This window comes from Streptomyces sp. MUM 2J (genome assembly GCF_022414535.1).
Classification (GTDB): domain Bacteria; phylum Actinomycetota; class Actinomycetes; order Streptomycetales; family Streptomycetaceae; genus Streptomyces.
This window is the reverse complement of sequence record NZ_JADWYM010000039.1, coordinates 48,095-70,169: the sequence shown is the minus strand read 5'-3', so window position 1 is coordinate 70,169 and position 22,075 is coordinate 48,095. Positions and strand designations below refer to the sequence as shown.

Annotated in this window: 23 protein-coding genes and 3 pseudogenes; 12 read left to right on the top strand and 14 right to left on the bottom strand. The window is 70.8% G+C overall.

Annotated elements, in window-relative coordinates; all coding sequences use genetic code 11:
- Nucleotides 1-68: 68 nt before the first annotated feature.
- From I3F54_RS25710 to I3F54_RS25700, 3 genes and pseudogenes are all read right to left on the bottom strand, one after another.
- Nucleotides 69-220, bottom strand: a pseudogene (locus I3F54_RS25710) (site-specific integrase); the annotation flags it as partial.
- Complete coding sequence (locus I3F54_RS25705) at nt 220-423, bottom strand: helix-turn-helix domain-containing protein (protein WP_240121277.1); 204 nt, start codon at nt 421-423, stop codon at nt 220-222. The pseudogene I3F54_RS25710 and the gene I3F54_RS25705, both read right to left, overlap by 1 nt.
- Entirely contained in the window at nt 420-602 is a 183-nt protein-coding gene (locus I3F54_RS25700; protein ID WP_234367393.1) for a hypothetical protein, read from the bottom strand. The genes I3F54_RS25705 and I3F54_RS25700 overlap by 4 nt, the downstream gene beginning before the upstream one ends.
- 577 nt (nt 603-1,179) lie before the next feature.
- On the opposite strand from I3F54_RS25700, the gene I3F54_RS25695 reads away from it, so the two are divergent.
- The 11 genes and pseudogenes from I3F54_RS25695 to I3F54_RS25640 all read left to right on the top strand — a co-directional run bounded on the left by I3F54_RS25695 (nt 1,180) and on the right by I3F54_RS25640 (nt 7,245).
- Nucleotides 1,180-2,427: a helix-turn-helix transcriptional regulator gene (locus I3F54_RS25695; RefSeq protein WP_240121276.1), complete on the top strand. Its 1,248-nt coding sequence runs from the start codon at nt 1,180-1,182 to the stop codon at nt 2,425-2,427.
- Nucleotides 2,428-2,584: 157 nt separating this feature from the next.
- Nucleotides 2,585-2,923 carry a hypothetical protein gene (locus I3F54_RS25690; RefSeq protein WP_240121286.1) on the top strand — a complete coding sequence of 113 codons (339 nt, stop codon included), beginning with the start codon at nt 2,585-2,587 and terminating at the stop codon, nt 2,921-2,923.
- On the top strand, nt 2,916-3,203 hold the full coding sequence (locus I3F54_RS25685) for a hypothetical protein (RefSeq protein WP_240121275.1): 288 nt from the start codon (nt 2,916-2,918) through the stop codon (nt 3,201-3,203). Before I3F54_RS25690 ends, I3F54_RS25685 begins: the two co-directional genes overlap by 8 nt.
- A 180-nt stretch (nt 3,204-3,383) precedes the next feature.
- On the top strand, nt 3,384-3,782 hold the full coding sequence (locus I3F54_RS25680; RefSeq protein ID WP_240121274.1) for a Fic family protein: 399 nt from the start codon (nt 3,384-3,386) through the stop codon (nt 3,780-3,782).
- Nucleotides 3,783-3,796: 14 nt separating this feature from the next.
- On the top strand, nt 3,797-4,039 hold the full coding sequence (locus tag I3F54_RS25675) for a hypothetical protein (RefSeq protein WP_240121273.1): 243 nt from the start codon (nt 3,797-3,799) through the stop codon (nt 4,037-4,039).
- A 49-nt stretch (nt 4,040-4,088) separates the two neighbouring features.
- Entirely contained in the window at nt 4,089-4,364 is a 276-nt protein-coding gene (locus tag I3F54_RS32195; protein WP_308373925.1) for a helix-turn-helix domain-containing protein, read from the top strand.
- Between the two features lie 232 nt (nt 4,365-4,596).
- Nucleotides 4,597-5,346, top strand: a pseudogene (locus tag I3F54_RS25665) (IS256 family transposase); the annotation flags it as partial.
- A 70-nt stretch (nt 5,347-5,416) separates the two neighbouring features.
- The gene (locus tag I3F54_RS25660; protein ID WP_240121271.1) at nt 5,417-5,560 is read left to right on the top strand and encodes a hypothetical protein; all 144 of its coding nucleotides are present in this window, start codon (nt 5,417-5,419) and stop codon (nt 5,558-5,560) included.
- A complete protein-coding gene (locus tag I3F54_RS25655) occupies nt 5,561-6,067 on the top strand; it encodes a hypothetical protein (protein WP_240121270.1) in 507 nt (168 codons plus the stop codon).
- A pseudogene (locus tag I3F54_RS32605) lies at nt 6,033-7,051 on the top strand (IS630 family transposase). The gene I3F54_RS25655 and the pseudogene I3F54_RS32605 overlap by 35 nt, the downstream one beginning before the upstream one ends.
- Nucleotides 7,048-7,245 (top strand): hypothetical protein, encoded by a 198-nt coding sequence (locus tag I3F54_RS25640; RefSeq protein WP_240121267.1) that lies wholly within the window; start codon nt 7,048-7,050, stop codon nt 7,243-7,245. Before I3F54_RS32605 ends, I3F54_RS25640 begins: the two are co-directional and overlap by 4 nt.
- Nucleotides 7,246-7,681: 436 nt before the next feature.
- On the opposite strand, the gene I3F54_RS25635 is transcribed toward I3F54_RS25640, so the two are convergent.
- The 7 genes from I3F54_RS25635 to I3F54_RS25605 all read right to left on the bottom strand — a co-directional run bounded on the left by I3F54_RS25635 (nt 7,682) and on the right by I3F54_RS25605 (nt 16,902).
- Nucleotides 7,682-8,329, bottom strand: a complete 648-nt coding sequence (locus tag I3F54_RS25635) for a nitroreductase family protein (RefSeq protein ID WP_240121266.1) — start codon at nt 8,327-8,329, stop codon at nt 7,682-7,684.
- Nucleotides 8,326-9,228: a hypothetical protein gene (locus I3F54_RS25630; protein ID WP_240121265.1), complete on the bottom strand. Its 903-nt coding sequence runs from the start codon at nt 9,226-9,228 to the stop codon at nt 8,326-8,328. Before I3F54_RS25630 ends, I3F54_RS25635 begins: the two co-directional genes overlap by 4 nt.
- A gap of 50 nt (nt 9,229-9,278) precedes the next feature.
- Nucleotides 9,279-10,262, bottom strand: coding sequence for a ScbA/BarX family gamma-butyrolactone biosynthesis protein (locus I3F54_RS25625; RefSeq protein ID WP_240121264.1), 984 nt, complete (start codon nt 10,260-10,262; stop codon nt 9,279-9,281).
- Between the two features lie 11 nt (nt 10,263-10,273).
- Nucleotides 10,274-11,218: a nucleoside-diphosphate kinase gene (locus tag I3F54_RS25620; protein WP_240121263.1), complete on the bottom strand. Its 945-nt coding sequence runs from the start codon at nt 11,216-11,218 to the stop codon at nt 10,274-10,276.
- A complete protein-coding gene (locus tag I3F54_RS25615; protein WP_240121262.1) occupies nt 11,215-12,306 on the bottom strand; it encodes an SDR family oxidoreductase in 1,092 nt (363 codons plus the stop codon). The genes I3F54_RS25620 and I3F54_RS25615 overlap by 4 nt, the downstream gene beginning before the upstream one ends.
- Nucleotides 12,307-12,487: 181 nt before the next feature.
- Nucleotides 12,488-14,140: a hypothetical protein gene (locus I3F54_RS25610; RefSeq protein ID WP_240121261.1), complete on the bottom strand. Its 1,653-nt coding sequence runs from the start codon at nt 14,138-14,140 to the stop codon at nt 12,488-12,490.
- A complete protein-coding gene (locus tag I3F54_RS25605; RefSeq protein WP_275676815.1) occupies nt 14,137-16,902 on the bottom strand; it encodes a phosphoenolpyruvate synthase in 2,766 nt (921 codons plus the stop codon). The genes I3F54_RS25610 and I3F54_RS25605 overlap by 4 nt, the downstream gene beginning before the upstream one ends.
- Before the next feature lie 610 nt (nt 16,903-17,512).
- On the opposite strand from I3F54_RS25605, the gene I3F54_RS25600 reads away from it, so the two are divergent.
- A complete protein-coding gene (locus tag I3F54_RS25600) occupies nt 17,513-18,085 on the top strand; it encodes an HD domain-containing protein (protein WP_240121260.1) in 573 nt (190 codons plus the stop codon).
- 210 nt (nt 18,086-18,295) lie between these two features.
- Here I3F54_RS25600 and I3F54_RS25595 read toward each other — a convergent pair whose 3' ends face one another.
- The 4 genes from I3F54_RS25595 to I3F54_RS25580 all read right to left on the bottom strand — a co-directional run bounded on the left by I3F54_RS25595 (nt 18,296) and on the right by I3F54_RS25580 (nt 22,074).
- On the bottom strand, nt 18,296-19,351 hold the full coding sequence (locus I3F54_RS25595; RefSeq protein WP_240121259.1) for a 2-aminoethylphosphonate ABC transporter substrate-binding protein: 1,056 nt from the start codon (nt 19,349-19,351) through the stop codon (nt 18,296-18,298).
- Between the two features lie 81 nt (nt 19,352-19,432).
- Nucleotides 19,433-20,230 carry an ABC transporter permease gene (locus I3F54_RS25590; RefSeq protein WP_240121258.1) on the bottom strand — a complete coding sequence of 266 codons (798 nt, stop codon included), beginning with the start codon at nt 20,228-20,230 and terminating at the stop codon, nt 19,433-19,435.
- Complete coding sequence (locus I3F54_RS25585; protein WP_240121257.1) at nt 20,217-21,035, bottom strand: 2-aminoethylphosphonate ABC transporter permease subunit; 819 nt, start codon at nt 21,033-21,035, stop codon at nt 20,217-20,219. Before I3F54_RS25585 ends, I3F54_RS25590 begins: the two co-directional genes overlap by 14 nt.
- On the bottom strand, nt 21,028-22,074 hold the full coding sequence (locus I3F54_RS25580) for an ABC transporter ATP-binding protein (RefSeq protein WP_240121256.1): 1,047 nt from the start codon (nt 22,072-22,074) through the stop codon (nt 21,028-21,030). The genes I3F54_RS25585 and I3F54_RS25580 overlap by 8 nt, the downstream gene beginning before the upstream one ends.
- Between the last annotated feature and the right edge of the window lies 1 nt (nt 22,075).

The following is a 22,075-nucleotide window of genomic DNA, read 5'->3' as shown; positions in this document are numbered from 1 at the left end:
CCGCGTACATCAACCACCGGCAAAGCCCCACGTCACAGCACCATCAGACGACTTTGCCGGAGCCCTGGGGTGGTGCCGTAGGCGCGGATTCGTCGGCGGGTGTTGCCGGGGCGAGGACGTATCCGGCGGCTTCCCAGCGGCTGTCCTTGCGCTGGTAGACGGTTCCGTCGCCGTTGGCGCGGGTGCGGCGGGAGGCAGGGGTGTCTCGGGGGGTGGTCATCAGGCGGCTTCCTGTTCGAGGCGGGTGTGGATGAAGTCGGTCAGGGCGTGGGTGGGGATGCGGCGGGCGCGGCCGAGGGTGATCGAGGCGAGCTGTCGGGTGCGGAGCAGGTCGTAGACGGCGGAGCGGCCGAGCTGGAGGCGGGCCATGACCTGCGGCACCGTCAGCAGTTCCTCCGGCGCCCGTTCGGAGGCCGTGGTCATCCGCAGCCCCCTTCGGCCGCGAACTGCCGTGTGAGTTCTCTGCGGTGCCAGACGGCGGCGGCGAGGAGTGCGCCGCCGGGGCTGTAGCCGGTGCCGAGGTAGGTCCAGTGGCCGACGACGAGGGTGGTGTCCGGGTCGTGCTTGAAGCCGCACTGGCCGAGTCGAAGAAGCGCCGACAACAGCGCCCCTGACGGTCAGCCTGACACCTTGACCAGATGGGGCGACAGGGTGAGCTGTTCAGAGTTTCTTTACTTGATCAAGGCGGCCCGCTGTCGCGGGCCGCGCGCGCTCCGGCCCTGCGGGGCCGCCGCCCGCTCCTGTCTCCGCCCCGCTTGCCGCCGGCCCCGCCGGTCCGGGCGCGCAAGAGCCAGCACAGCAAGCCACCTGGGGCGCTGCCCCAGACCCCGGCCCTCCCTCCGAGGGGCATCGGGGCCGAATGTCGGGTGCGGATTCGTCGTGGTGTGCGGTCGGGTCGAGGGTGGGGTCCCTCGTCGCCCGGTCACCGAAGGCGTACCAGGAACCCCCGGGGGCCGCCAAGGCCGAGCGCACGCGTCACGGAGTGAGCCTTGGCGGCCCCCGGAGAACCCTGGTCCGGCGAAGCTGCCCGACCGACGAGGGACCCCACCCGCTCAGGCCCCGGTCCTGCGGGAGCCCGGCCCGCCGCGTGGTGGGGCACCCCTTGTGGGCGGATGCCTGTCGGATCACCCCGGTTGATGTGCCGACCGGGCGTACCGTGGAGTGGGAGGTGGTGAGTTGATGACCACGGAGCTGGCTGACAACGTCCGCAAGTACCGGCGTCGCGCGGGGATGAGCCAGGAGGAACTCGCCCACGCCGCAGGCGTATCGCCGGGCACCGTGCGCAAGGCCGAGCAGGGCGGCACCATCCGCATGGAGACCTTGCACACGCTTGCCCGCGCGCTGGGGGTGACCACGGCCGCGCTGATGGCCTCGGATGCACCGGAGCCCGTCGGGCAGGCCGAGGAGCCGAACCGGGTCAACCTGATCCAGCTCCGCGCCGCCCTCACCCCTGCCGTCGGGCTCGTGGACCAGGACGCCGAAGCCGTGGCCGAGGAACCGAACCTGCGCACCTTCCGGCGGACGCTGCAAGACGCACGGGTGCTGTACTTCTCCGACAGCTACAAGAGCGTCGCGGCTCAACTGCCGGGACTGCTGCGTGATGCCGCACAGGCCGTCGCATACTACGACAGCGGGGACGAGCACCGGCAGGCGCTGCTGGCACGCGCCGAGGCGCTGCGTCTGGCCGGCACCTACCTCACCCAGGTACGGCAGTACGACATCGCGTACGCCGCTGTGCGTGGCGCCATCATGGATGCCCGTCAGGCCGGGGACCTGCTTGCGGCGGGCTCCGGCGTCGGCTGCATGTGCTGGCTGCTGGTGAGGCAGGGACGGTTGGACGAGGCGGAACAGGTCGCCGCCCGGAGCATGGACGCGGTGGAGCCGAAGATCACGGGGGCCGAGCCGGACCACTACGCGGTGTGGGGCGGACTGGCGATGGAGGCCGCCGCCGCAGCCGCGAGGAACAACCGTCCCGACGAGGCGAAGGAGTACCGCCAAGCCGCCCGGGTCGCGGCAACCGCTGTCGGCACGGCGCATCGCAACGTCTCCCGGCACTGGTCCGTCTTCGGGCCGGTCACCGTCGCGGTCAAGGCACTCGAAGACGATATGGTCGTCGGCGACGCCCGCGCGGTGGTGCGCAAGGCCAGCGAGCAGGCGGAGTTGTCACCCAAGGCGTGGAAGCGCTTGGGCAGGCCCAGCACCAACGACGGGAACCGCTTCACCCTCGATGTGGCGCGCGCCCACACCCGGACCGGCGACTTGTCCGCCGCCATGGACGAGTTGACCCGCGCCAGGGAAGCCGCCCCGCAGTGGCTGCGGCACCAGAACGGGGCCGCTGAGACCATGCAGGAGATCCTCGGCAAGCGCAAGCGGACCCTCACGACGGAGATGCGCGAAATGGCCGACTACCTGGGCGTTGTCGGGTAGCTGCCACGCAGCGTGGCAGTTCGTGAACCAGGAGTCGCGAACTGCCATGACTCCCGCCTGGGGTGACGGTCAGTCAGTGCCTACGGTCAGTGTGTCCACCGTCAGTGACCCAGGCCGGGGGTGCCCAGTGAGCCAGCCCAGGAGCGATGCCGACCGCATGCGTCGCAGAGAGCTGTACGACGCCGCGTCGGGTCGGGGAGGTTCCCGCTTACTGCCGTGGACCAGCCCGGAAGGGAAGCCCTGCTACCTGAGCAGCGACGGCCGGGGCTACCTCTCTACCCTCGCCGACAGCATCGAGACGGTACAGCTCAGCATGGGCCAGGAACTGTTGGAGTACGCCCGCGACGCCACGGTACCCGGCGCGAAAGCCCTGTCGGCTACCGAATACCGCTGGCTGGCTCGCCGATTGACGGAAGCCCTTGCGGACGTGCTCAGGGTCGCAGAGTCCCGCGGGCGGCGCATCCCGGATCAGGAAGAGGCAGCCGAGGATGCCTGACTCTCCGAACGCCGGCGCACCAGTACGCAACTCCCCTCGGGGGCGCTACCGCTTCCGCGAGTACCACGTGACCACCGTCCCCGACCCCTTGGCGCTGCCAGCGTTCGAGGCGGTCTGCGTCACCGGCGAAGAGCGCAACTGCGGCGCCACCTCGGGCACACTGCACACCCCGGACGAAGTGACCCGTTGGATCGCGGGGCACTGCGCCCAGAGCGGCCATGAGTTGTATGAGCAGACCGTCCGCGCTCTCGTCCGTGCCGAACCTGGCGCGTGGCAGTAGAGTCCCGCTGCACGGACACCAGGCAGCGGCAGCGCAATCGTGTGCCCCGAGCCGTTGACGGCAGTAGCGACGGCAACACCCACGGATTTCCCCGCACAACCACGGACACCAGCGGACTGCGAAACTGCCGTTGACCTGCGAATATGCAGGTAGAGGGGGGACGCGTAGCACACGTACTATGTGCTAGCGGGCGAGACGCCGGTACTGGTCCACAATTCCAACTGCCCGCTGACCGGCGGCTTCAAGGTGGGTGTGAGTCCTGACGAGATCGCCGATATCAACCGTGGCTTTGGCGGTGAGACCCTGCTGAGTGGCTCGCCTGCGAACACCATGGCTAACGCCAGTCGCTATAGCAGCTTCTGGGATAAGTCAGCCGTCGTGATTCGTGATATCGCCGGTAGCCACATGTTCAACAACGGAAACAAGCGCACTGCTCAAGCTGTCGTAGAGCAGTTGATGCAGCGAAACAACGTTACGAGTGGCCCTACTTCTGCCGACCTCAGAAGTGTCATCGACAGAGTAGGTAAAGGTCAGCTACACGACGTCAGTGACATCTCGGCAGCCTTGAGGGGCTATTGATGGGAGCGCAAGGAATGAATATCGAGCAGCTCATGGAGAAGTTGGGCCGCTCAGGCGTCACAGTGATCCTTAAGGTGGATGACGAGAGGATGGCGGAAGGTGGCGAGCCCTGGACTTTGGTGATGTCGGGTCCGGGGCTGGGGCCCGAAGAATTCATCCGTGCTGAATCCTCCAGCCTGAGTGACTGCCTCGAACAGGGATTCACCCGGTTGCGTTCCCGGCCCGGCGACTGGGAATGGCTGGCAGAAATCTCGTAGCCATTGAAAACGAGGCCCTCCCGAATTTTTCGGGAGGGCCTCGTGCCGTTTGACGCTGAGGTTGAAAGGGTGGGGTGACAGCGGGCGTTGGCGGTGCTACATCCTCGCCATTAGGTACGCGGATGGTGGCGGTCTGACCGCTGCGGGGCGGGCGAGGCGTGAGGCGGTGCGTTTCGAGGCCGCGGAGATGTTCGGGCAGGGGATGCGGCCGCCGGAGGTGGCCCGCCGGTTACGGGTGTCACGGAAGTCGGCGTACGCCTGGCACGCTGTCTGGCGTGAGGGCGGCAGCATGGCCCTGGCTTCCAAGGGAGGGTCTGTACGGTGAGTGGTATAACTCCCGAGCTGGAAGCGACAGTTGATGACTGACGTGACGAGTGGCACCGAGGCCGGGAAGGCCGCTGTGAGTGGGACGAGCGCCGTGGACGACGGGCTGGTCGCCGAGCTGGTTGCCCGGGCTCAGGCCGGCGGGGTGAGGCTCACCGGGGAGGGCGGCCTCGGCGGATACTTCGGCACGCGACGGACTCCTTCCAGCAGTCGCAACCACCGATAGAAACCGCCGCGTCTATCCAGTCGTCTTCATCGACTGTGTGAACGTGAAGGTCAGGGACGGGCAGGTCGCCAACCGTCCTGTCTACATGGCGGTGGCGGTCACCGCCGAGGGGCACCGGGACATCCTGGGCCTGTGGATCGGCGACGGCGGGGAGGGCGCGAAGTACTGGCTCCAGGTCCTGACCGAGATCAAGAACCGCGGCGCGGCCGACGTCCTGATGCTGGTCTGCGACGGCCTGACCGGGCTCCCGGACGCCGTGAACACCGTCTGGCCTGCGACGATCGTCCAGACCTGCGTCGTTCACCTGCTGAGGAACAGCTTCCGTTACGCGGCCCGGCAGGACTGGGAGAAGATCGCGAAGGCGCTCAGGCCCGTCTACACCGCGCCGACCGAGGAGGCCGCGCTGGAGCGGTTCGTGGAGTTCAGCGATGCCTGGGGCGGGAGGTATCCGGCGATCGTCCGGCTCTGGGAGGCGGCCTGGGCGGAGTTCGTGCCCTTCCTCCGGTTCGACGTGGAGATCCGGAAGATCGTCTGCACCACGAACGCGATCGAGAGCATCAACGCGCGGATCCGCAAGGCCGTCCGGGCCCGGGGACACTTCCCCACCGACCAGGCCGCCCTCAAATGCGTCTACCTGGCCGTCATGAGCCTGGACCCGACCGGCACCGGACGCAAACGCTGGACCATGCGCTGGAAGGCCGCACTCCAAGCCTTCGACATCACCTTCGACGGCCGGCTCACCGCCGGACGACGCTGAAGAAGACCGACTGAGTTCCACCGTTCGCTACACAGACCCGATCAAGTCGGATGCAAAGGTCCGCGAGGATATGATTCGAGTAACCAAGGCCGCCAAGGAGGTCTTCGAGTCAAGCGCCAAGGCCATGAAAGAGGGCCGTAACCCGCAGTGGCGCTTCAGCAACGACCGATCGGCGGAACTGCAGGCTCTGATCGATGCAATGGAGAAGATGTAGGTGTCGGCTTTGGACTTCTACACCCATGTGGCCATACGTGGCGATCTCCTGGGGGCGGGCATCCGCTCGGAGCCTGCCGAATGGGAGGCCAAACTCGGCACTGACTACCTGGATGTCAGTTCACCGGGCTTCATCCGCCGGGACTACGGACTTGTCGAAGTCTCCTTCCAAGAGGAAAAGGGCGCATGGCCGTGCTTCGGCATCAGCGTACAAGTTCACCGGTTGCGTCTGGAGGGCGTGTCTGCGGTGCCGAAGCCCCTTCGTGTGGCGTACGGCGCGTTCCCAGCCCGGACGAAGTTCGCGGAGCTGTGCGCGGTACTGACAGGCCAGGGCTTCTCGGTTGAACCGGACAATGACTCCTCGACTACTGACATTCACCGATATCGAGTGGTGCAGTCCGGTGCAAGGATCTTCGTCGTCGCTGAGGCTGGTGCTCCGGACTCTTCGCGCGAAGGCGACGTCTGGAGCTTGAGTGTTTCTCCCGACTGGTGGAAGCACGTGCGCTGATGGTCTCCCAGTCTCACATCAGGAGGCTCGGCGGTTGCGGGTGGTGAGCGCGCTGGAGTCCGGGCGGGTGCGGACGTACGGCCAGGCGGCGGAGATGTTCGGAGTCTCCGAGCGGTCGGTGGGCACGTGGTGGCGGGTCAGCCGCACCGGCGGGAGGCGGGCACTGCTCGCGGCGGTGCGTGAACCCCGCGTGGGCAAAGGTGAGTTGATCGATGAGTTCGCCCGTGGGGCGGTCTTGCAGGCGATGCGTGATTACACACCGGCCGACCTCGGGCAGAGCGGGGTGATGTGGACCCGAGCCTTGGGGCGGACCCTCATCTGGTTGGTGTGCGGAGTGTCGATGACCGAGAGGGGTGTGGGCAAGTGGCTGCGTCGGCACGGCTTCACCCCGCAGCGGCCCGCCCGCCGCTCCTACCGACAGAAGGACGACGAGGTCAGCCGGTGGCTTCAGGAGGAGTATCCGGCGATCCGGGCCAGGGCGAGTGAGGAGAGAGCCGAGCTGGTCTGGGCTGATCAGTGCGGTCTGCGGTCGGACACCGCCCCGCCGGGACGTTCCTGGGCCCCGGCGGGGCAGACCCCGCTGGTGCGGGTGAACGGCCGCCGCTTCGGGGTCAACGTCATGTCGGCCATCGCCTCCCGCGGGGCGCTGTGGTTCACCGTCTTCCCCGGCAAGTTCACCTCACACTGTTCTGCGCGTTCCTCGACCGTCTCGCCCGGCACACCGGCCGCAAGGTCCACGTGATCGCCGACCGGCACCCGGTCCACCGCAGCAAAACCGTCCGGGCCTGGCTCGCCGAAAACGCTGAGCGCGTCGAACTGCACCTGATGCCCGGTTACAGCCCCGAACTGAATCCCGACGATCTGCTGAACGCCGATCTGAAGCACCACGTCCCTGCAGCCCGGGCCACCTCAGTGCGTTGTGGCAAAGGGAGTCCCTGCTCATCGAACAGGGACTCCCTTTGCCACAAACGCACTGGGCCATGACGTCCAGCGCGGTGTTCAGCACCGTGCTGACGCTGGTGACGCTGCGCCGCAAGATGATCTTCAGCAGATGGGCTGTCGCCGATCCGGCCCGGGAGGTGGTCGCCGCCCGTATCTCCATGACCCTGCTGATGGCGCTGACGCAACGGCGCTGTTCCTGCTCGTGGCGACGCTGTCGTACGTCGGACTGCGGCTGACGGGTAGCTTGTGGCCGGTGATCCCGCTGGTGATCTGAGGCAGGCTGGCCCTGAAGCCGCTGGGCCTGCTCATCGGCTCGCTCGCCCGGACCGAGGAGTCCGCCGGCGGTCCGGCGTAGTTGCTGGTGCCGCCGACGGGGTTCCTGTCCGGCCTCCTCTTCTCGCTGGACAGTGCCCCCGACTGGGTCCGGGCCGTTTCGTACACGATGCCGCTGTGCTCTCTCGTCACGGGCGGCGAGGCGGCGCTCAGGGGGAGCGGCGGGCTGGCCGAGGTGCTGCCGACGACGGGCGGAACGCTCGCCTTCACTGCGGGGGTGACCGCGCTGACGCTGTGGTGCTTCCGTGGAACGCCGTGTGAGGTGACATGTCTCGCCCACAGGTGTGCGGGCCCCTTCGTCGTCCGTCGGCGAGGGCGGCCCCCTCGTGTGACGTACCGTCAGGTGTTGGTCTGCCAGCCGTTCACGTGCAGGACCTGCTCCAGCGGCAGCCTGGGCCCCCGTCGGAAGGTGTGCCGCAGCGGGTGCGCCGTCGGCAGCAGCGCGCCCTGGCGGACGGTGGACGGCAGGCCCAGCAGGTCGGCGACCTCCCGCTCGCGGTCCAGATGGACCGCCGTCCACGCGGTGACCAGGCCGCGGCTGCGGGCGGCCAGCGCATAGCTCCAGGCGGCGGGCAGCAGCGAAGCCCACAACCCTGCCTGGTTGCCCTCCGGCAGCCGGCCGTCGGGCAGCTCCAGGCACGGGATCACCAGAACCGGCACGCGGTGCAGCCGGTCGGCCAGGAGCCGGGCGGCCGACATCACGGAGCGTGCCCCTTCGGGTAGTTCGGCGAGGCGCTCCAGAGTCCCGGCGTTGCGGTCGTGGAACGCGGCGCGGTACACCGCGGCGACGTCCGCGCGGACCGAGGGGTCGGTGAGCAGGATCCAGCGCCAGTTCTGCCGGTTGTTGCCGTTGGGGGCCTGCAGGGCGACGCGCAGGCAGTCCTTGACGACCTCCGGGTCCACGGCCCGATCCAGGTCGAGGCCGCGTCGCACACACCGCGTGGTGGTCAGCAGTTCCTCGTGGGTGAGGGGCAGGGGGCCGGTCACGGCAGGAGCACCGCCTGCAGGATCAGGGCGAGGAAGGTGGCGACGACGAAGCCCATCGCGGCCGGCACCGGCCACGCGCCGCGGCCGGCTGCCAGGAACCGTCGGCTGCCCCAGAGGGGCAGAACGGCCGCCGCGCAGGGCAGCAGCGCGAGCGGGCCCCGCGGCGCGAGCAGCAGCACTTCACAGCCGACGGCCACGGCGGCGCAGCCCGCCGCAGCCGCGGCACTGCGGCGCGGGCCGAGTTCCGCCGAGTACAGGCGGGCGCCGGACAACGCCTCCCAACGCGTCTTGCGGGCGAACTCGAAGTGCAGGAACACACCGGCGCACAGGGCGAGCAGCACCGGCCCTCGCCAGTCGGCGGGGACCGTCCCGGCGGCGACGAGCGAGCCGTAGACATAGCATCCGAGGAGCACCTGCACCGGGTAGGTGACCGCCAGGTTCAGCAGTTGCCGGTCGCGTACGGCCGGCGACAGCCGTTCCAGCGCGGCGAGGAACAGACCGTAGCCGAGGGCCGCGAGGATCAGCAGGGCGGCCGTGGCCGACAGGGCCGCGTTCAGGCCCGTCACCACCGCGGTGATCCCCGCCATGGCGCCGCGCAGTTCGGCCGTGCTGACGGCGCCGGTGACGAGCGGCCGGTCCGGGTGGTGCTCCCGGTCGTAGGCGAGGTCCTTCTGCTCGTCCAGCATCCGCAGGAACAGCAGCGCCAGGACGACGGTGACGACCCGCAGCCAGGTGGCGCCGGACGGCCGCCAGGCCGTGCCGGTCGCCGCCACCGCCGAGCTCTCCAGGGCAAGGACCCACAGCAGTCCGTAGGTGACGTAGACGTGCGGCCGGAACATGTGCAGCACGAAGCGGCCGAGTCTGGCAGGCACGTGCCGGGCGGAGACGACGGTGGTCACTGCTGATCCTTCCTCCGTTCGGACGTGGGACGCTCGGACGGGGGTGCGACTCATCCGGCGCCGCGAGCAGCCGGGGCGGCGAGTGCACCGGACAGCCCGGCCGTGTCCGGGTCGGCGAGCCGGACACGGGCCTCGGCGGCCAGGGCGCCGCGCTGGTGCAGGCCGCACGCGATGTCGGTACCGGGCAGGAGCGGGGCGGTCCGGCACTCCAGCGGCAGGTCCATCTCGGCGAAGCAGCGGAACCGCGCGGCCAGGCCGACCATCAGCGCCGTGGGCGCGCGGAGGGTGCCGGCGTCGACGGCCGCGGTCAGTGCGAGTTGACGGAACGCCTCCAGCTCCAGCATGCCGGGCACGTGGTCCACCCAGTGGTCGTACAGGGTGGGATGGTCGGTGTCGGCGATCAGGCGCGCCGTGCGGGTGCCGTCCCGTGCGGCGCGCGGCGCGGAGATCACCGCGTTGGCCGGGTCGTGGCGGCCGACCAGGGCCGGTTCGGCGCGTCGTCCGGGCAGGGCGACCGGAGCCTGGGGCAGGCCGAACGCGCCGCGCTGCCCGGCCCGCATGCGGGCCCAGGCATGCGGGGGCATCCAGGAGTAGTCGATGCGGGCGATCAGGGCCTCGCGCGCGCCGATGGTCATGCCGAAGCCCAGCCGCAGGCCGGTCATGCCGGCCCGGCCATGGAACCGGTGTTCGATGCGGGTGGCGATGACCGCCTCGGTGGATGGGTCGTCTCCGACGAGGGTCGTGGGGTCCGGCACCTCGAACTCGACCGCGCGCAGCAGGAACTTGTGGCCGATGGGGACACCGAGGTAGCGGTGGGCCACCACGAAGATGCCCTGGCGGCACGCCTCCAGCAGCAGCATGGGATCACGGCGTGAGCGGTCGCCGAGGGTGTCGTGGTAGAAGGCGTGGCGCCGGGGCAACTGCGCGGCGAGCACAACCTCGTCCTCGCCGCGGCGTTCGGCGTCGGTCAGGAACACCTCGGCGACCGCGGCGCGGTGCACGAGTTCCCTCGGGAGGGTACGGCTGAACTGCACGGCGCCGCTCCTCAGCTGTGCCGGGCGCGCAAGGCGTCCAGGTGTCGGCGCCAGGTGTCGGTGTCGGCCCCGTCCAGCACCGGGGCCCGGCCGGGCACCCGCATGGGGAGCACCTTCGAACCGACGATGACGGCGTCCCACGGGTCGAGGTCGACGCCCCGCTCCCACGCGGTCTCCAGCAGCGTGCGCGGCAGGGCGTCCGCGTGGGAGCCCAGGTGCCGGGACACGGTGTCCCGCAGCCGCTGCACGGCGGGGTCGAAGTCGAGGTCGCGGGGCTTGGTCGCGGCGTACAGCCGACCGGTCAGCTCCAGGGCGTGCGCGGTGCGGTCCCCGCCGGCGAGGGCGGAGCGGAAGAGGCGCTCGCGTGTGGTGTCGTCGAAGTGGACGGCCAGTTCCCGCAGGACGTCGGCTGGTTCGTCGGGGGTGTGCACCAGGTTCAGCAGATAGCTGTGGCGGCCGAGGAGGTGGCGCAGTTGGCCGGGCTGCCGGGCGTCGGGGTCGGTGGGCCCCTTGAGCCGGGTCAGTTCGACGGAGGCGGGGATGTCCGGCTCGTCCTCGGGACGGACGAGCAGCACGAGAGCGTCGGCGTCCTCCAGGAACAGCGCGGCGAGCCGCCGCCGGTAGGGGGTGGCGAGGTTCCACTGGAAGTACCACAGGGAGCGGATCATGGTGCGGGTCAGGCGGGTCACGGCCGCGCCGACGATGCGGATGTGGTGCTCGGCCAGCCAGTCGACGGCCGTGTCCAGCCGGCGGGCCACGACGGCGTCCGGCTTCAGCAGCAGCGCGGCGTGCCGGTGGGCGAAGCCGGTGACGTCGTCGGTGAGGGCGGCGAGCTGGTCGTGGCTCTCCTGGAAGTAGGTGTCGGCCCCGTACAGCTCCTGCTTGGTGGGGTGGCAGGTGAGCAGCGGGGAGACGGGTATGCCGTGCGCGGGTTCGGTCGGTTGGGCGGGGTTCATCGGTGGGTGCTCCCGTCGGGTCGGGTGGCGGTCTGCTCCGGGCCCTGGGCCGGGCCGAGGTAGCCGGTCGCGAGGCAGTCGTCGAGCAGGCGGCGCAGGTACGGCCGTGCCCCGGTGGCGGCCGGTCGGCCGGCGAAGGCCGCGGCCTGGGTGACGTCGAAGTGGACGCGCCGCCGGAAGTAGGTCTCGTACAGGGCGATGACGCGGTCGTGGTAGGGGCGTTCACGGGCGGGCAGCGCAGAGGCGGAGAACGCCGACGGGGGAACGAAGCGCGGTACCCGGAAGGACGGGTACTCGGCGAGGACCTCGGAGAAGTCCCGCAGGGTCAGCTCGTGGCCCACGGCGTGCAGGGTGCGGCCCTCGGCGTCCTCGAACCGTGTGGTGGCCTCGGCGACCATGTCGGCGACGTGGTCGACCGGGACGAGGTCGAGGAGGGCGTCGTAGTGTCCGGGCACGGTACGCACCAGGCCCCGGGTGAGGACCCGGAGCACCGGGTAGACGGTCTTGCGGTCGCGGGCGCGGCCGGTGCGGGAGGCACCGGTGACGGTGCTGGGGCGCACGACGGCGACGGGCAGGCCGTCGGCCGCTGCCTTGCGGACCGTGGTCTCGGCCGTCAGCTTGCTCTTCTCGTAGCCGTTGCCGGGGTGCTGACCGACGTCGAGTTCGTCCTCGCGGGCGGTGCCGTCACGTTCCCCGCACACATAGGCGGTGCTGACGTGCACCAGCGGGGTGCGGTGGGCGAGGGCGATGTCGAGGACGTTGCGGGTTCCGGCGACGTTGACGCGCTCGTACCGCGCGTAGGGCAGCCCGAAGTCGGTGACGGCGGCGCAGTGCACGATGCGGTCGGCGCCCGCGACGATCCCGCGGGCTTCGTCGGTCAGCCCGAGGCCGGGGCGGGTGATGTCCCCGGTGACCGCGGTCAGGGTGCCGGGGCCGGGGGTGAGCTTCCTGCCGTTGTTGCGGACGAGGTCACCGGTGCGGTGGAGCAGCGTCAGCACGGTGTGGCCGGCGGCGGTGAGCCGCGCGGTCACCTCCGCGCCCACGAAGCCGCTGGCGCCGGTCACCAGCACGGTCATCGGGTCGGGCATCGGGGTTCCTCCAGGAGGGTGGTCGGGTGGGCGTGGCACGACGTCCGGGGTGGTCGCCGGGCCCTCGCCGGTGGCCCGGGGGGCGGTCGCCGGCGCCGCGCCGTCACGCGGCCCGGGGGCCGGCTCCTGCGGAGTGCGGACCCGGTGGGGGGCGGCCACCGAAGGGTGCGGCGCTTCCCCGTCACCCGGCCTGGTGCGGCTGGGTGCCGTGGCCGGCCAGCAGGTCGCGGGCTTCCTCGATGGGCAGTTCCGCGTCGAGGTGGGCGCCGATGCGCAGCCAGTCGTAGCCGAGTTCGAGGGTGGCGCGCCAGGTGTCCGCGGACTCGAAGGACAGCGGGAAGGAGTCGGCGCCCACGGCGCCGCGCACCCGGTCGATGAAGGTGCGCAGTCCGGTGAGGAGGGCGTCCCCGTGTTCCGGCGTGTCCACGGTGCGCCGCAGCAGGTCACCGGCGTGCTCCCCGATCGGCGCGGTTCCGGGGGGCAGCAGGTCGAGGCGCCGCACGAGGTCGGTGTCGGCGGGCAGCGGGTTGACCCCGTGGGCGCTGAACAGCCCGCGCAGGGCCGCGTGCAGGGCGCGGCGGGCGGCGATCTCGGCGACCCGCCACTGGCCGCGCTGCAGTGCCCCGGTCAGGTCCTCGACGGCGTTCTCGACGACCACGTTGGACCACACGAGGGACATCGCGGCGGCGGCGAACCGGTCGGCCGGCAGCGGTATCAGGTCGACGGCGCGGGGCCCGCCCACGGCCGCGCCGCGCACCGACAGCAGTGGCCGCGCGGTGGAGGGCGGCGGGGTGACCGGGCCGGACGGCGCAGCGAGCGGCAGCGACGGGGTGATCGTGCCGCCGCCCTTCCAGGCGAGGCGGATCAGCCCGTAGCGCAGGAACTCGGCCAGCAGCGGGCCGGGGGCCGTGACGCCGGTGCGGGCGGTCGTGGCGAGTACGCGGGGCAGAGGGCGGCCCAGGACGAGGGAGCGCCAGACGGCGCCGGCCTCGTCGCCCAGGGCGAACACGTCGCGCCGGCCGCGCAGGACGTGGACGCGGTCGCCGGTCTGCCAGGTGGTGACCCCGGCGACGCGCTCGACGGTGACCCGCTCGGCCTGCCGGGGCACGCCGGTGAGACCGAGGTCCCCGGCGAAGCCGAGGCAGTCGGCCAGGTGCGCCTGGATGGCGTCGGTGTCGCCGGGTGCGGGGGCGGCTGCCTCCAGCCGCCAGTAGCGGTCGCGCACGTCGCCGCGGCCGGCACGGTCCAACTGCATGGGCAGCCATTTGGGCTCCAGGTAGGTCTCGCCGACCCCGGCCGCCCAGGACTTGACGGTCTGTACGAGTCCCGCCCGGGTCCAGTCGGCCGCCTCGTCGCTCTCGCCCAGACACAGCAGCGCCGTCGCGTGCCGCAGGGACTGTCGGGCCCGGTGTGCCCACCAGTCGGCGGTGATACGGCGGAACCGCTCGACCGGCAGCACCGCCTTGACCTCCTCGATCAGGGCGTGGCCGCGCAGCGGATGGCTGTGCAGCAGCCGCTGGCAGCGGTTGAGGAGGTCCTCGGAGAGGCGGCCGGGCTGCTTGGCCCCTTTTTCCACCGCCCGGAACTGCTCGGTGAGTTGACGCACGGACCGGGTGCGGATCTCGACCCGTCGACCGTCCACGAACAGCAGTGACGGCATGGTCGGCAGCTCGTCCTCGGAGCGGCCGACGAGCAGGAAGTCGATATCGGAGGAGGGGTTGCCGAACCCCTCCGCGATGGACCCCTCGAGGGTCACGGCCCATTCGGTGCCGCGGGGCAGCTCGGCGAGCGACTTGTCCAGCAGGTCCTGCAGCTGGTCCTCGGTGAGGATCACGGGTGTGTCTCCGTTCGGGAGGTGTCCTCGGCGGCGGTCGGGCCGTCGACGGGCGGGTCGGCGAGTACGGTGACCGTCCCGGCGGCGCCGTCGACGCGCAGCCGGCTGCCGCTGCGGATCTCGGTGGTCGCGCCCTCGACCTGGACGACGGTCGGGATGCCCAGCTCCCTGGCCACCACGGCGACATGGGTGAGTGGGCTGCCGCGTTCGATGACCAGGGCGGCGGCCGAGGGCAGCGCGGCCACCCACCCCGGGTCGGTGCGGTAGGTGAGAAGGATGCCGCCGCCCGTGTCGCGCGGCGTGTCGGTGACCACGGCGGGCCCCTCCGCGACGCCGGGGCAGCAGGGGATGCCGCGTAGCTCACGGGCGCCGCTGCGGGCGGCCGGGCCGCTCGACCAGCCGGCCCGCTCCAGGTTGCCCGACCAGTAGGGAGCGCCACGGGTGGTGAAGCGGGACGGGGCGTGCAGCGCTGCGTCGGCGGCCAGTTGCCTGCGGCGCACCGCGACCAGCTCCCGCAGCTCGGTGTGGACGATCATGCCCTCGTAGGCGCCCGTGACTTCGTCCAGTCGCAGCAGGAACACGTCGTCCCAGGCGTCGAGGGCTCCGGCGCGCTCCAGGTCGCGGCCCAGCGCGCGCAGCATGCGTTTGGCCGCTCCGAAGGCGCGGGTGCGGCAGAACCTCAGGCGTTCCCGGTCGGTGAGCGCCGCCCGGGCCTTGGCCCGGACCCGTTCGTACACCAGGCGGCGGGGGCCGCGCAGGTGCTCGTCGAGGTAGGCGTCGGCCTCGCCGCCGTGGTCCCGGGGGGTCGCTTCGTCGGTCTCCGGCAGCGCGTCCCGCAGCAGCGTGAACAGCCCGGCAGGGTCGTCGTGCAGGTCGGGGACCTCCAATTTGAGTTCGTCGGGGCTGCGGTAGCCGTAGTCGGCGATGTAGGCATCCACGGCAGCCAGGAATCCGGTGCGGCCGGCGTCGCTGAGTGCCTGGTACGCCTCGTCGTCCGGAGTGCGCTCCAGCAGGTCCATGACATCGGAGTCGGCGCGCGCCCGGGCGGCCAACTCGCGCAGCGCCCGTACCGGTTCGGTGGACTCGACGGCGCCGCCGGGGGCGGCCGCGGCCCACGTGAACCACTCGGGAGCCTGGGGCAGCCAGCGGCGGGTGAGCAGGGCCAGCAGGCCCACGGAGAGCAGGATCGTCGCGTCAAGGACCTGCATCGGGCCCCATTTCTCGATGAGTTCCCGCTGCAGCCGCCGGAGGCGGCGGTAGGTGTCGTCGCCGGGCAGCGCGTCGTAGTCGACATTGTTGAAGACGGCGTACGCCCGGTAGAAATCGCGGTGGAAGGTCTCCACGGACTTCCGGACGGTGAGGAATCGCCTGGCGAAGACCATCGCGCGGGTCAGCCGCGAGAGGCGGCCGCGCAGCCCTGGCCGGGGGGTGAATGGATGGAGCGTGTCGGCCAGTTCGTCGGAAATGCTCTCCGCGACGCCGAGGGATTTCTCCAGCACGCGGCGGTTGAGCCGGTAGAGCGGGGCCATGCGCACCATGCGGTACCAGTGGAAGAGGTTGTAGTAGACGCGTCCGTGGATGTGGCCGAGCAGGTGCGGGGTCCACTCCCGCACCTCGCGCAGTTGCTCGCCGCGGACTCCGAGGGCGCGGGCGTAGCTCTCGTACACCTTGGCGTAGGTATCGGCGGCAAAGGTGTAGGTGAGCGGGAAGACCACGCCGCTGAAGCTCTCGATGATGTTGGAGTTGTCCCAGATCCGCAGTTGCCCGTCGGGCTCGGGCTCGGGCTCGGGAGCGGGTTCGGCGGGCGGGGCCGGTGTGGTGACGGGGCGGCTCTGCAGGATCCACAGGTTGCCCTCGGCCATGGCCCACTCGATGTCCTGGGGGGCGCCGTAGCGGTCGGATATGCGGATCCCGACCTCGTGCAGCCGGGCCAGGTCGGCACCGGTCAGGGACAGGGCGGTGCGGTCCGCGTCGGCGACGGGTGAGACACGGCAGCCGGGTCCCGATCCGGCGTCGTAGCGCTCCTGCTTGTCCCCGACGATCGTGGTCAGCGGGTCACCGGTGGCCGCGTCCAGGACCACGGTGTCCGCGTCGACCGCGCCCGAGACCAGCCCTTCCCCCAGCCCGAACACCGCGCTGACCACGTGGCGGTCGGTGCGGCCGGTCGTCGGGTCGGCGGTGAACAGCACACCGCTGCGCTCGGCGGCGACCATGCGCTGGACGACGACGGCGACACCGCCGGTGTCGGGCGGGAGCCGGCGCTGGGCGCGGTAGCGCAGGGAACGCCCGGAGAAGGCCGAGGCCCAGCAGCGGCGGACCCGGGCGGTGACCTCGTCCTGACCGCGGACGTTCAGGAAGCTGTCGAACTGGCCGGCGAAGGAGTGCCGTTCGCCGTCCTCCTCGGCACCGGAGGAGCGCACGGCCACCGCGCCGCCGCCGGCCTCCCGGTAGGCGAGGGCGATGGCGTCGGCGATGTGTTCCCCGAGCGGCGCGGTCTCGATCAGGCGGGCGACCTCCTCGCCGACCTCCTCGGCGTTCGTGTCCCAGCCGTCGGCGAGGAGACGCGCCAGGTGCCCGTCCAGTCCGCTGTCGCGGCAGAATTCCGCGAATACGTCCAGGCCGAGGATCGACCACGTCGGCACGTCGAATCCGGACGCCGTGAGGGTGTGGAGGTTTCTTCCTTTTCCGCCTGCCTGTCGGGCGACCAGGGATGGGTCACTGGATGGCGTGAGGACGTGCGGGGACCGGTGCGTGGATCCCATGGTGAGCGACAACTCGCTGTCCTTCCGAAGATGTTACTCAACCTCGCCCGAATGTTTCACAGCACGGCCGGCCAATACATTCCACCGGCTCACGATGGTGGTGTTTCGGTCGTCGTAGCATTTTCAAATTCCGGCCGCCTCCGAGCCTTTGAGGACAACCGGCAGGGACTGACAGCCATGCAGGATGATCCGGTCGCGGCGGATCGGGACGACGTCCGGAGCGCGCGTGGGGGCCGGGAAAGCGGGCCGGCAACCGACCGAAAGCAACGGTTCGCCTCCAGCCGGGCGAGGAGGGTGCCGAGGCAGTGGTGCGCTACCCGGCCGAAGCTGAGCGGCCGGCTGCCACGCCGTGCGGGGTGGAAGGAGCCCGGCGCGTTTCGCAGGCGCACGCCGTGTGTCTCACCTGCGGTTCACGCGGCCTCGGACTCCACCGCAATCGCCTCACCGCCTGCCAGCCACCCCGGGCATACCATCCGTCATGTCCGCTTCGACGACCCACCGTTGGCCGCACGGACCCGGCCCGTCGCCGACTGGCGGGGCAGGCGTTTCGACCCCTGCGAAGCCGGTCTCCGTACACCCGCCGTTCGGCCGGAAGCGGCAGCCTGGAGGCATGAACCTGAACCCCCCTGTGGCCATCGAGTCCGTCGACGGGCTCCTGTCCCTGCTGGCGGACTGCGGGGGCGCCTGGGACACGCCGGACCGTACCGGCGATCCGGTGGACATCCTCGACCACGGCCTCCAGGTCGCCGCTGTCCTGGCCGCGCGCCACCCGGACGACGAGGAGCTCCAGGTCGCCGGGCTCGTCCACGACATCGGGCACCGCCTGCGGCCCGGTGACGAGGCCGGCCACGGCGAACACGCCGCCGCGGCCGTCGCCACCCTGCTCGGGCAGCGAGTCGCACGCCTCGTCGCCCTCCACATCCCCGCCAAGCGCTATCTCGCGGCAACCGACCCGGACCTCGCGCTCTCGCCGGAGAGTGCCCGGACGCTGGGCTGCCAGGGCGGGGCCATGACACCGGGGGAAGCGGCCGCCTTTGAAGCCGATCCCGACTTCGCCGCGGCGGTGGCGCTCCGCCGCGCCGACGATGCGGGCAAGGCCGTCGGCTCGTGCGTACCGGGACTGGACCGCTGGCGGCCCGTGGTGAGCGCCGTGGCCGCGTCCACGGCCGGGAACCGTACCTGATCAGGAACGGGCTCAGCTCCCGCCCTCGTCAACGGGGCGGCGCTGGTGAGCGGGCCGGCCCGCGGTTCGGGCGGCGGAGACGAGGAGCGTGCGGCGGGACAAGGTGGACGACACGGAGACCCGCGCGGGAAAGGGTGAACGCGCGCGGGCATGGTGGCGCCCCCGGTGGTGCCGGGGGCGCCGCGTGTGACGGGGAAGGCGCGGGGGCGGTCAGCTGCCGGTGGCGGACTTCCAGTCCTCGACGTACGATGTGAGGTTCTTGTCGATGTCGTTCCAGTCGGGCGCGAAGATGTCCACGCCGTTCATCAGCTTGGCGAGCGCGACGGCGTCGGCGTCGGCGGCCTGGACGTCCGTGCGGGCGCTGAAGCCACCGCCGATCTCGCTGACCTGCTTCTGCGCCTTCTGGCTGAGCATGTAGTCGAGGAGCTTCCTGCCGTTCTCGCTGTGCGGGGCCCTGGTGACCAGACCGGCTGCGTAGGGCAGTGCGAACGTGGTGGGCCTGCCGCCCTGCTTTGCCGGGAACCAGATGCCGAGGTTGGGCATGTCCTTGGACTGGGCGTAGTTCATCTGCACGTCTCCGTTGGCGACCAGCAGTTCGCCCTTGTCGACCTTCGGGGCGAGCTTGCCGGTGGAGGCGGACGGGCCGACGTTGTTGGCCTGGAGCTTCTTCAGGTAGGCGAGGGCCGCGTCCTTGCCGCCGAAGTCGTTGATCGCCTTGATCAGGACGGCCGTGCCGTCACCGGCGACACCCGGCGTGGAGTACTGGAGCTTGTTCTTGTACGTGCTGTCCAACAGCTGTTCCCAGGTGGTGGGGGCCTGCTTGAGCTCCTTCTTGTTGTAGACGAAGCCGAAGTAGTTGTTGACGACGGAGGTCCAGGTGCCGTCGGCGGCCTTGTCGCCTCCGCTGACCTGCACGGAGCCCTTCGGCTCGTACTTCTGCAGCAGGCCCTTGCCGTCGGCCTGCTGGATGAACGGCGGGAGGGTGACCAGCACGTCGGCCTGCGGATTGCTCTTCTCGCGAACGGCGCGCTGCACCACCTCGCCGGAGCCGCCCTCGACGTACCTGACCTTGATGCCGGTCTCCTTCTCGAAGTCCTTGAAGACCTGGTCGTACCAGCCGTCGTTGTTCTCGCCCTTGAGTCCGTCGGCGCTGTAGACGGTGACGGCCTTCTCGTCGGAGGCGGCCGAGGAGCCGTCGCAGGCGGACAGCAGCGGGGTGACCATGAGAGAGACGGCGAGGGCGAGCTTGAGGGTGTTTCTGGGCATGGTGGGGTGAACTCCTTGCGGGCAAAGGCGTTGTACGAGGCGGGGGTTACGGAGTGAGCGGGCGAGGCAGCCGGTACGGGATCAGCGGTAGGAGGCCTTGGTGCGGATGCGCGAGACGGCGAACAGGGCGATCAGGGTCGCCGCCATGAGGACCACCGCCAGGGCGGAGCCCGTGAACAGGGAGCCGCGGTCGGTGGCCGCGTAGATCAGTACCGGAAGCGGGGTCCAGTCGGGCGGGTAGAGCATCATCGTGGCGCTCAGCTCGCCCATGGACAGGGCGAAGCAGAGACCGGCGGCTGCGGTGAGCGAGGGCAGCAGGAGCGGCAGCCTCACCCGCCACAGCACGTAGCCGGGTTGGGCTCCGAGGGAGGCGGCGACCTGCTCGTACGCCGGATCGAGGCGGGTGATCGCCGCCGACACGGACTGGTGGGCGAAGGCGGTCACCAGCACCGTGTGGGCGAGGATCACGATCCACGGGGTGCCGTTGAGCAGCATCGGTGGCTGGGAGAAGGCCACCAGGACCGACAGTCCGACCACCACGGACGGTACGGCGAGCGGCATGACGAACAGCGCGTCGAGGATACGGCGGTGGCGCCTGCCCAGGGCCGCCCCGGCCAGCGCGGCCCAGGTGCCGGTGGCCAGGGCGAGCAGGCTCGCGGTGCCGGCGGTGGCCAGGCTGGTGGCCAGCGCCTGGAGGGCCTCGCCGCGGGTAGCGCTCCGGTAGTTGGCCGTCGTCAGGTCCGAGGGCAGGACGCCGGACCAGTGGGTCGCGAAGGAGGCGCCGAGGACGACGAGGAGGGGGAGGGCGAACAGGGGGACGAAGAGGACGAGGAACACCACCCACACGGCCCACCTGCCCTTGCGGCTATGCACCAGCACGGCGACTCACCACCCGGTAGAGACCGTAGAGGCCCACGGAGATCAGGACGTTGACGACGGCCACCACACACGCGCCCGGATAGTCGGACTCCAGGATCGCCTTGCTGTAGACGAGCATCGGGAGGGTCGTGACCCCTTTCGCGCCGGTGAACAGCACGATCCCGAACTCGTTGAGGCACAGCACCAGGACGAGGCTCCCGCCGGACGCGAGCGCGGGCAGCGCCTCCGGCAGGATCACCTGCCGCACGATGCGGGGCGCGCGGGCGCCGAGCGAACCGGCTGCCTCCAGTTGAGCGGTGTCGAGTTGGGAGAAGGCGGCGAGCAGGGGCCGCATCACGAACGGCGTGAAGTAGGTGACCTCCGCCAGCAGCACGCCCCAGGGCGTGGTCAGGAACCGGAAGGGCCCGTCCGCCGCGCCCGTGACGTCCGTCCACAGGCCGTTGGCCATGCCGGCGCTGCCGTAGACGAACAGCAGCGCCAGCGTGATCAGGAAGGACGGGAAGGACAGGAAGACGTCCACGAACCTGGCGACCGCCTTCGCCCCGGGGAACGGCACGAACGCGATGACCAGCGCCAGCAGGAACCCGAGGGCCATGCAGCCGGCCGTGGAGGCCAGCGCCAGCCACACGGTGGTCCACAGCGCGTGCCGGAACGCCTCCGAGGCGAAGACGTCGGCGTACGGGTGGACGGAGGTACCACCGCTGTCGGGTCGGAAGGACTGCCGGACGACCAGGGCGAGGGGGTAGAGGAAGAAGAGGACGAGCAGCGCCACCGGAGGCAGAGCCCACGACAGGCGCCTACGCACGGGTGACTCCGGCGGGCAGCAACACCGCGTCGTCGGGAGCGAAGTGCAGCGTCACACGGTCCCCGAGGGCGGGCGGTTCCTTCAGCTCGCGGAGGTCGGCCATGAGGGTGTGCCCGCTGATCTCCACGTACAGCCGGTGTGTGGCCCCGCGCCACTGGATCTCGGTGACCGTGCCGACGATCCGGTTGGGTCCCTCCCCGAGCCCGACCAGATGCGGCCGTACGCACAGCGTGGCCCGGGAACCCACGACCGCACCCCCCGTGCCTGCCTTCAGCTCCGCGCCGGCGAAGTCGACTCCCCCCGAGCCCACGGTCACCGGCAGCAGATTCGCGCCGCCCACGAAGGACGCCGTGAACTCACTCTTCGGCGTCCGGTACAGCTCACGAGGAGTCCCGCACTGCTGAAGCCGCGCAGCGTCCATCACGGCGATCCGGTCGGCCAGGGTCAGCGCCTCCACCTGGTCGTGAGTGACGTACAGCATCGACACGCCCGGCAACTCCCGGTGCAGCCGGGAGAGTTCGGTCAGCATCCCGGACCGCAGCCGGGCGTCCAGAGCGGACAGCGGCTCGTCCAGGAGCAGTACGTCCGGGCGGATGGCGAGCGCGCGGGCGATGGCGACGCGCTGCTGCTGCCCACCGGACAACTCCCGGGGGAGGCGGCGGGCGTAGCCGGCCATGCCGGTCATCTCCAGTGCCCCGGCGACCCGCTCCCGTATCTCACCCCTGGGGGTCTTGCGGGCCTTGAGGCCGAAGGCCACGTTCTCGTCCACCCGCATGTGCGGGAAGAGGGCGTACTGCTGCACGACCATGCCGATGCCCCGCCGGTGGGGCGGGAGGTCCGTCACGTCCCGGTCGCCGAGGAACACCCGCCCGGAGAGGGGACGTACGAACCCGGCGACCGCCCGGAGCGCAGTGGTCTTGCCGGAGCCGGACGGCCCGAGCAGCGCCATGACCTCGCCGGGTTCGACGGTCAGGTCGAGGGAGTCGAGGACGACGTCGCCGTCGTAGGCGACCGTCACGGAGTCGAAGCGGATGCCCATC

What these genes read in the sequence shown, in the direction of transcription:
- I3F54_RS25640 (WP_240121267.1), top strand. Translation starts at nt 7,048, where the DNA reads ATGACGTCCAGCGCGGTGTTCAGCACCGTGCTGACGCTGGTGACGCTG.
- I3F54_RS25595 (WP_240121259.1), bottom strand. Translation starts at nt 19,351, where the DNA reads ATGCCCAGAAACACCCTCAAGCTCGCCCTCGCCGTCTCTCTCATGGTC.
- I3F54_RS25620 (WP_240121263.1), bottom strand. Translation starts at nt 11,218, where the DNA reads ATGAACCCCGCCCAACCGACCGAACCCGCGCACGGCATACCCGTCTCC.
- I3F54_RS25690 (WP_240121286.1), top strand. Translation starts at nt 2,585, where the DNA reads ATGCGTCGCAGAGAGCTGTACGACGCCGCGTCGGGTCGGGGAGGTTCC.
- I3F54_RS25675 (WP_240121273.1), top strand. Translation starts at nt 3,797, where the DNA reads ATGAATATCGAGCAGCTCATGGAGAAGTTGGGCCGCTCAGGCGTCACA.
- I3F54_RS25705 (WP_240121277.1), bottom strand. Translation starts at nt 423, where the DNA reads ATGACCACGGCCTCCGAACGGGCGCCGGAGGAACTGCTGACGGTGCCG.
- I3F54_RS25660 (WP_240121271.1), top strand. Translation starts at nt 5,417, where the DNA reads ATGATTCGAGTAACCAAGGCCGCCAAGGAGGTCTTCGAGTCAAGCGCC.
- I3F54_RS25695 (WP_240121276.1), top strand. Translation starts at nt 1,180, where the DNA reads ATGACCACGGAGCTGGCTGACAACGTCCGCAAGTACCGGCGTCGCGCG.
- I3F54_RS25685 (WP_240121275.1), top strand. Translation starts at nt 2,916, where the DNA reads ATGCCTGACTCTCCGAACGCCGGCGCACCAGTACGCAACTCCCCTCGG.
- I3F54_RS25615 (WP_240121262.1), bottom strand. Translation starts at nt 12,306, where the DNA reads ATGCCCGACCCGATGACCGTGCTGGTGACCGGCGCCAGCGGCTTCGTG.
- I3F54_RS25605 (WP_275676815.1), bottom strand. Translation starts at nt 16,902, where the DNA reads ATGGGATCCACGCACCGGTCCCCGCACGTCCTCACGCCATCCAGTGAC.
- I3F54_RS25580 (WP_240121256.1), bottom strand. Translation starts at nt 22,074, where the DNA reads ATGGGCATCCGCTTCGACTCCGTGACGGTCGCCTACGACGGCGACGTC.
- I3F54_RS25600 (WP_240121260.1), top strand. Translation starts at nt 17,513, where the DNA reads ATGAACCTGAACCCCCCTGTGGCCATCGAGTCCGTCGACGGGCTCCTG.